The sequence below is a fragment of the Sphingomonas sp. LH128 genome, from assembly GCF_000293195.2.
GTDB classification, from domain to species: Bacteria; Pseudomonadota; Alphaproteobacteria; order Sphingomonadales; family Sphingomonadaceae; genus Novosphingobium; species Novosphingobium resinovorum_A.
Genome location: NZ_ALVC01000065.1, coordinates 1 through 5,230 on the forward strand (window position 1 = coordinate 1; position 5,230 = coordinate 5,230).

Genomic DNA, 5,230 nt, shown 5'->3' on the forward strand with positions numbered 1-5,230 from the left:
AGGGCTTCTTCGCCAAGCTGACCAACCGCCGTCTCAAACGCGGCGTCTTCCACTCGCTCATCGACCTCCAGGCGGCCATCAACCGCTTCCTTGCCGAGCACAATGAAAGCCCAAAGCCATTCGTCTGGACCGCAGACCCAGATAAGATCATCGCCGCCGTCAGGCGCGTGTAAATGCTGATCGAATATTCCTCAGAAGTGCTGGTGCAAAAATCCCCAGCGCGGATTTGGTGATCAGCCATTGAGATGATCGACAGCTCCATTTTTAGGCGGCCTGCCGCGGCGCCTCGGGGCGGGCGGCGGGGTGAGATTGGCGTGGGCGCGTGTATGCTCGGGGATCAGATCGGCATGTTGCCGCAATCGGTAGCTTGCGCCTTCGATCTGAACGACGACGGCATGGTGAAGCAATCGGTCCAGTAGCGCGGTGGCCACGACGGGATCGCCAAAGACTTCGCCCCACTCGGCGAAGCCGCGGTTGGAGGTCAGGATCATTGCGCCCTTTTCGTAGCGGGCGTTGACGAGTTGGAAGAAGAGGTTAGCCCCGCCCGGGGTGATGGGCAGGTAGCCCATTTCGTCGACGATCAGCAGCGACGCGCGGGTGTAGAAGCGGATTTTCTCGACCAGGCGACCTTCGCGCTCCGCCTTGGTGAGCGCTTCGATCAGCTCGGCCAGCGAGCAGCGATAAACGCTGCGCCCAGCTTTGACCACTGCCACGCCGATGGCGGTGGCCAGATGGGATTTGCCCGTACCGGGCGAACGGGGCTCATAATGCCCAATATCAGCGAAGCGGTGGCGAGGTGCAGGTCTGCTATGCGTTTCACCCTCGCTTCAGCGAGAAGATCGTTGTCGTTGGCAGGCAGCGTTATTGCGGGGAGGCAGCTTATGTCGGGCGCCAACCTGACGGCAGCCTGGCGCTGGTGCCGGTATGGATGACCGAGGAACCTGCGTCGGCCATGGCGATAGTGGAGATGCCACGTTTTTCGCTCGCGTGCCTTCGCGATCTGCGTCGTGAGATCGATGACTGCCTAAAATCGCTCCGCGACGATTCGCGTCGTGGAGGAGACGACCATGCAGCAAAGGCAACCGCGCAAGCCGCGACAACTAGACCTGTTCTCTCCCGTGGTGCCGGTAAAAGCCTTTCCCGTCGGTGCGCAGGAACGGCTCCTTCCGCTGATTTCGGCCCTGCTGAGGGAAGCAGCGAGTCAAGTGAAGGAGGCAGACCATGAAGATTTTGCCTGAGCATTTTGCGCGCGGCGCATATGTCTATGTGCGCCAGTCGACAGCCGACCAACTCGCTAACAACCCGGAGAGCCGGCGTCGCCAATATGGCTTGGCCGATCGTGCCCGCGATCTTGGCTGGAGCGATGTCACCGTTATCGATGACGATCTCGGGCGCTCGGGCTCCGGTGTCAGCCGGCCTGGCTTCGAGAAGCTTCTGGCCGCTATCTGCGAAGGTCGCGTCGGCGCGGTACTGGCGATCGAGGTGTCGCGGCTCGCCCGCAACGGTCGCGATTGGCACACGCTGATCGAGTTTTGCGGCCTCGTCGGTACGATCATCATTGATGAGGACGGCATCTATGAGCCGCGTCATCCCAATGACCGGATGCTTTTGGGCATGAAGGGAACGATGAGCGAACTCGAACTCTCGATCCTGCGCGCCCGCTCACTTGAGGCGCTCAAGGCTAAGGCACGGCGCGGCGAGCTCTTCCTGACGGTCGCGGTTGGCTATGTGAAGTCGCGGCATGATCGCATCGAGATGGATCCCGATCAACGCGTGCGCGAAGCTCTGGCACTCGTCTTCAAACGCTTTTCCGAGCTGCAGAGCATTCGCCAGGTTCACCTCGCGCTCCGGAACGAAGGGATCATGCTGCCAGCGATCTGCTACACACGTGAGGCAGGACGATCGATTGTCTGGAAGCTGCCTGTTTACAATACCGTTCACCACATCCTCACTAACCCGATCTATGGCGGCGCTTATACATTTGGCCGCACTTGCAGCCGTGTCACCATCGAAGAGGGGCGCAAGCGGATCGTCCGCGGTTTCAGGCGGGAGCGGGCCGACTGGGAGGTCTTGATCCCAGACCATCATGAGGGTTACCTCAGTTGGGCGGATTTCGAGAGGAACCAGCGTTTGATCGCCGATAACGCCACAAGCAAGGGCATGATGCCCCGCGGCGCAATGCGCAAAGGCGAGCTTCTGCTCGGTGGACTCCTGCGCTGTGGTCATTGTGGGCGTAAGCTTCACGTTTGCTATTCCGGTAGCAACGGCAACACTGGTCGCTACAACTGTCGCGGCGCTCTCATCAACCATGGAACCGACCCATGCATCGGTTTCGGTTCGTTGCGCGTCGATCAGGCGATCGGCGCCGAGGTTCTCGAACGTCTTCAGCCGCTCGGTATCGAAGCGGCGCTTACAGCGGTCAAGGCATCGAACCAACAGGTCAACGAGAAGCGGCACCAAGTGACGCTGGCGCTCGAACAGGCTCGCTATGAGGCAGCCCATGCGCAGCGCCAGTATGATGCCGTCGATCCCGACAACCGGCTCGTAGCGGGTGAACTTGAGCGCCGCTGGAATGTCGCTCTGACTTTGGTACGTGAGCGCCAGGCCGAGCTGGATGCGCTCGACAGCAGAAAGCCAGAGGCATCGGATGATAACGAGCGGCTCGAGATCCTCCGTATGGGTGCCGATCTCTCCGAAGCGTGGAATCACCCCAAGGCAACAAGTGTCACACGTAAGCGCATCATTCGCGCCGTGGTGCGTGAGATCGTCGTGCGAATTGATGACGACCAGATCAAGATGATGGTGCATTGGCAGGGCGGCGATCATACCGCGCTCGCTGTCAGGCAGAATAAGGCGGGTCATCATCGCTGGAGTTCGCCCCCCGATCTCGAACCGCTCATCCGGACGCTGGCACGACAGCTGCCCGACAGAGATATTGCATCGCTCCTGAACCGGCTCGGGAAGGTCACGGGGCGTCAGAACGGTTGGACGCAATCACGCATTTGCAGCTTCCGCAATCAGCATGGGATAGAGGTCTACAAAGCGGGCGAACGCGTCACGCGTGGCGAACATACAATGCAGGAAGCCGCCGAGATGCTGGGAGTACGGCCAATGGCCGTGTTGCGCATGATCCGTGCCGGCCATCTGCCCGCTGAGCAGTACTGCAAGGGGGCGCCTTGGGTGATCCGGCGGGACGATATTGAGCGTCCAGACATCAAGCATCACGCTGAAAGCGGCATGCGGCGTCCACTATCAAAATTAAGTGACCAGAGGACGATGACTTTTCAATAACATAGCGAGGTGGGTATTATGTCGTGGGATCGGGCGGCCCGAGAAAATGGAGAACTTCCGCGCGGTTGATGAACTCGAGTTGGGCGAGTGCGTTGATGCGATGCCGGTCCAATGAAGGCTGGAAGGAGAAGTCGAAGCTTTCAAGCGTCTTGACCGGCATGAGGCGGGCGGTGCGCAATGCCACGCCGATACGCCGCCCCTCCCGCAAGTTCAGTTCCTCGGCCAGAAGGTCGTCGATGGCCTCGATCGCGCTGATTTCGCCCTTTTCCAGCCTGGCCAGCGTGTGATCGAGCGTTTCCAGGGCACGGGCCATGTGGAGAGCCAGCAGGCTCTGCCGGATGCGGTCGGAGACTGACATCACGCAGCACCTGTGGCATTGAGAGCAGCCAGACGATCACCTACGGCGCCGTAAAAGGTCAATGGTCGCTGCCCGACCGGCTTGTCCGAGGTTGTGGGCAGGAGTTGTGCGGGTTTCGCCGCCTGTGCCTTGCGATGCCCGGGCTCGACCCGCCTGCGGTTCTTGCCCTCGATCACGGGATGCTGGGCAATCAATTGTCCTTCCTCGAAGATCCGCACCTCATGCGTGTGATGCTGGACTTCGACCACGCGGCGGCGAGTGGTATCGGGTACGCTGTAATAATTGCCAGCCACCGCGACCATGCCTTCCCGGCTGATCCGCCTTTCGACCGTCAGGACCGTGTCGTAGCGCATGCCGGGCAGCGGCAGCAGATGAGGCTGTTCCTGCTCAAAATGCTCCTTCACGATCTGCCCGGTGGTCGCGTGCTGCCTGGCATTGGCGATATCGGCACGCCATGTGCCGAACTGGGCGTTCAGATCGTCGAGATCACGAAAGCTGCGGCCAAGGAAGAAATCCTGCCGGATATAGCCGAACGGCCGTTCCACCTTACCCTTCGTCTTGGCCCGGTAAGGCTGGCAGGCTTTCGGGGCGCTGCCATAGTGGGCCAACAGCGCCACCAGCGAGGCGTTGTAGGTGACCACCCCGGCAGGGTCCTCGCCGATGACGGCGGTCTTCATGCGGTCGTAGAGAATTTCGCTGCAGCAGCCCCCCATCGCTTCGAAGGCGGCGATATGGCAGCGCATCATCGTTTCCAGCCCCTGGTTCGGGCAGAACCGCCCCCAAAGCCACCGACTGTGCCCCAGGACCATGCTGAACAGCCAGACCTTGCGCACGACACCAGGCTCGCTGGTGAAGATCGTCTGGAATTCGGCAAAATCAACCTGAGCCTGTACACCGGCGGCAGTTTCGAAGCGCCGCTCATAGGTCTTGGGCACGGGCGGCCGGACCTCGCGCAGATATTCGGTCAGGGAGGAATAGGCTCCCTTGAACCCCATCTCTCGGATTTCGCGATGCAGCCTGCGTGCTGAAAGGCCGGGATAGCTTTCTAACCGTGCCAGCAGATGGGCCCGATATGGCTCGACGGCGTTCGCTATGGGTTTACGTGGCGAATAGGTTGGCGCCTCCAGACCGTTGGCCAGATATTTCTTCACGGTCTTGCGGTCGAGGCTGGTCTGGCGCGCGATGGCGCTGATGCTCAGCCCCTGTCTCTTGAGTTCCTGGATCAAAACGACCTCCCTCAGTCCTATCACCTGCTCGCCCTTCCTTCGGCATCGGCAGGGATAATTGTGCCGCCTGATCGGCATGGGGGCATGCCCCCATGCCGATCAGGCGCAGTCCTCAAACTGGGGAATTTTCAACCAGCACATTTGGGGAGATTACGACCAGCACTCACAGGCGCGGGCATTAAGTGTTAGAGCCCGCCCCGAAAGTTGTTGAGCAATACCAGCATGTTGTGATTCACGCCGTCCTGCGAGAGATGGAGTGAACAATGGCATGGACTGGTATTGCCCGGCAGGAGCATAGCCGGAAAGGGTTGCGCTATTCCAGCGATATGACGGACAGGGAGTGGGAATTGGCGGC

5 protein-coding genes and 2 pseudogenes are annotated in these 5,230 nt (G+C 60.5%); 4 read left to right on the forward strand and 3 right to left on the reverse strand.

What is annotated here, in order from left to right:
- Positions 1 to 173, forward strand: a pseudogene (locus LH128_RS33165) (IS630 family transposase); the annotation flags it as partial.
- Between the two features lie 60 nt (positions 174 to 233).
- Here LH128_RS33165 and LH128_RS06135 read toward each other — a convergent pair.
- The gene (locus LH128_RS06135; protein WP_442800357.1) at positions 234 to 776 is read right to left on the reverse strand and encodes an ATP-binding protein; all 543 of its coding nucleotides are present in this window, start codon (positions 774 to 776) and stop codon (positions 234 to 236) included.
- Positions 777 to 1,067: 291 nt separating this feature from the next.
- Between LH128_RS06135 and LH128_RS33170 the strand changes: the two genes are divergently transcribed.
- Entirely contained in the window at positions 1,068 to 1,238 is a 171-nt protein-coding gene (locus LH128_RS33170; protein WP_327195078.1) for a hypothetical protein, read from the forward strand.
- A complete protein-coding gene (locus LH128_RS06140; protein ID WP_008828725.1) occupies positions 1,222 to 3,291 on the forward strand; it encodes a recombinase family protein in 2,070 nt (689 codons plus the stop codon). The genes LH128_RS33170 and LH128_RS06140 overlap by 17 nt, the downstream gene beginning before the upstream one ends.
- Before the next feature lie 16 nt (positions 3,292 to 3,307).
- On the opposite strand, the gene LH128_RS06145 is transcribed toward LH128_RS06140, so the two are convergent.
- Complete coding sequence (locus tag LH128_RS06145) at positions 3,308 to 3,649, reverse strand: ATP-binding protein (protein WP_008828726.1); 342 nt, start codon at positions 3,647 to 3,649, stop codon at positions 3,308 to 3,310.
- Positions 3,649 to 4,899 carry an IS21 family transposase gene (gene istA / locus LH128_RS06150; RefSeq protein ID WP_037518056.1) on the reverse strand — a complete coding sequence of 417 codons (1,251 nt, stop codon included), beginning with the start codon at positions 4,897 to 4,899 and terminating at the stop codon, positions 3,649 to 3,651. Before istA ends, LH128_RS06145 begins: the two co-directional genes overlap by 1 nt.
- Before the next feature lie 239 nt (positions 4,900 to 5,138).
- On the opposite strand from istA, the pseudogene LH128_RS33175 reads away from it, so the two are divergent.
- A pseudogene (locus LH128_RS33175) lies at positions 5,139 to 5,230 on the forward strand (IS5/IS1182 family transposase); the annotation flags it as partial.

What these genes read in the sequence shown, in the direction of transcription:
- LH128_RS06140 (WP_008828725.1), top strand. Translation starts at nt 1,222, where the DNA reads ATGAAGATTTTGCCTGAGCATTTTGCGCGCGGCGCATATGTCTATGTG.
- LH128_RS33170 (WP_327195078.1), top strand. Translation starts at nt 1,068, where the DNA reads ATGCAGCAAAGGCAACCGCGCAAGCCGCGACAACTAGACCTGTTCTCT.
- LH128_RS06145 (WP_008828726.1), bottom strand. Translation starts at nt 3,649, where the DNA reads ATGTCAGTCTCCGACCGCATCCGGCAGAGCCTGCTGGCTCTCCACATG.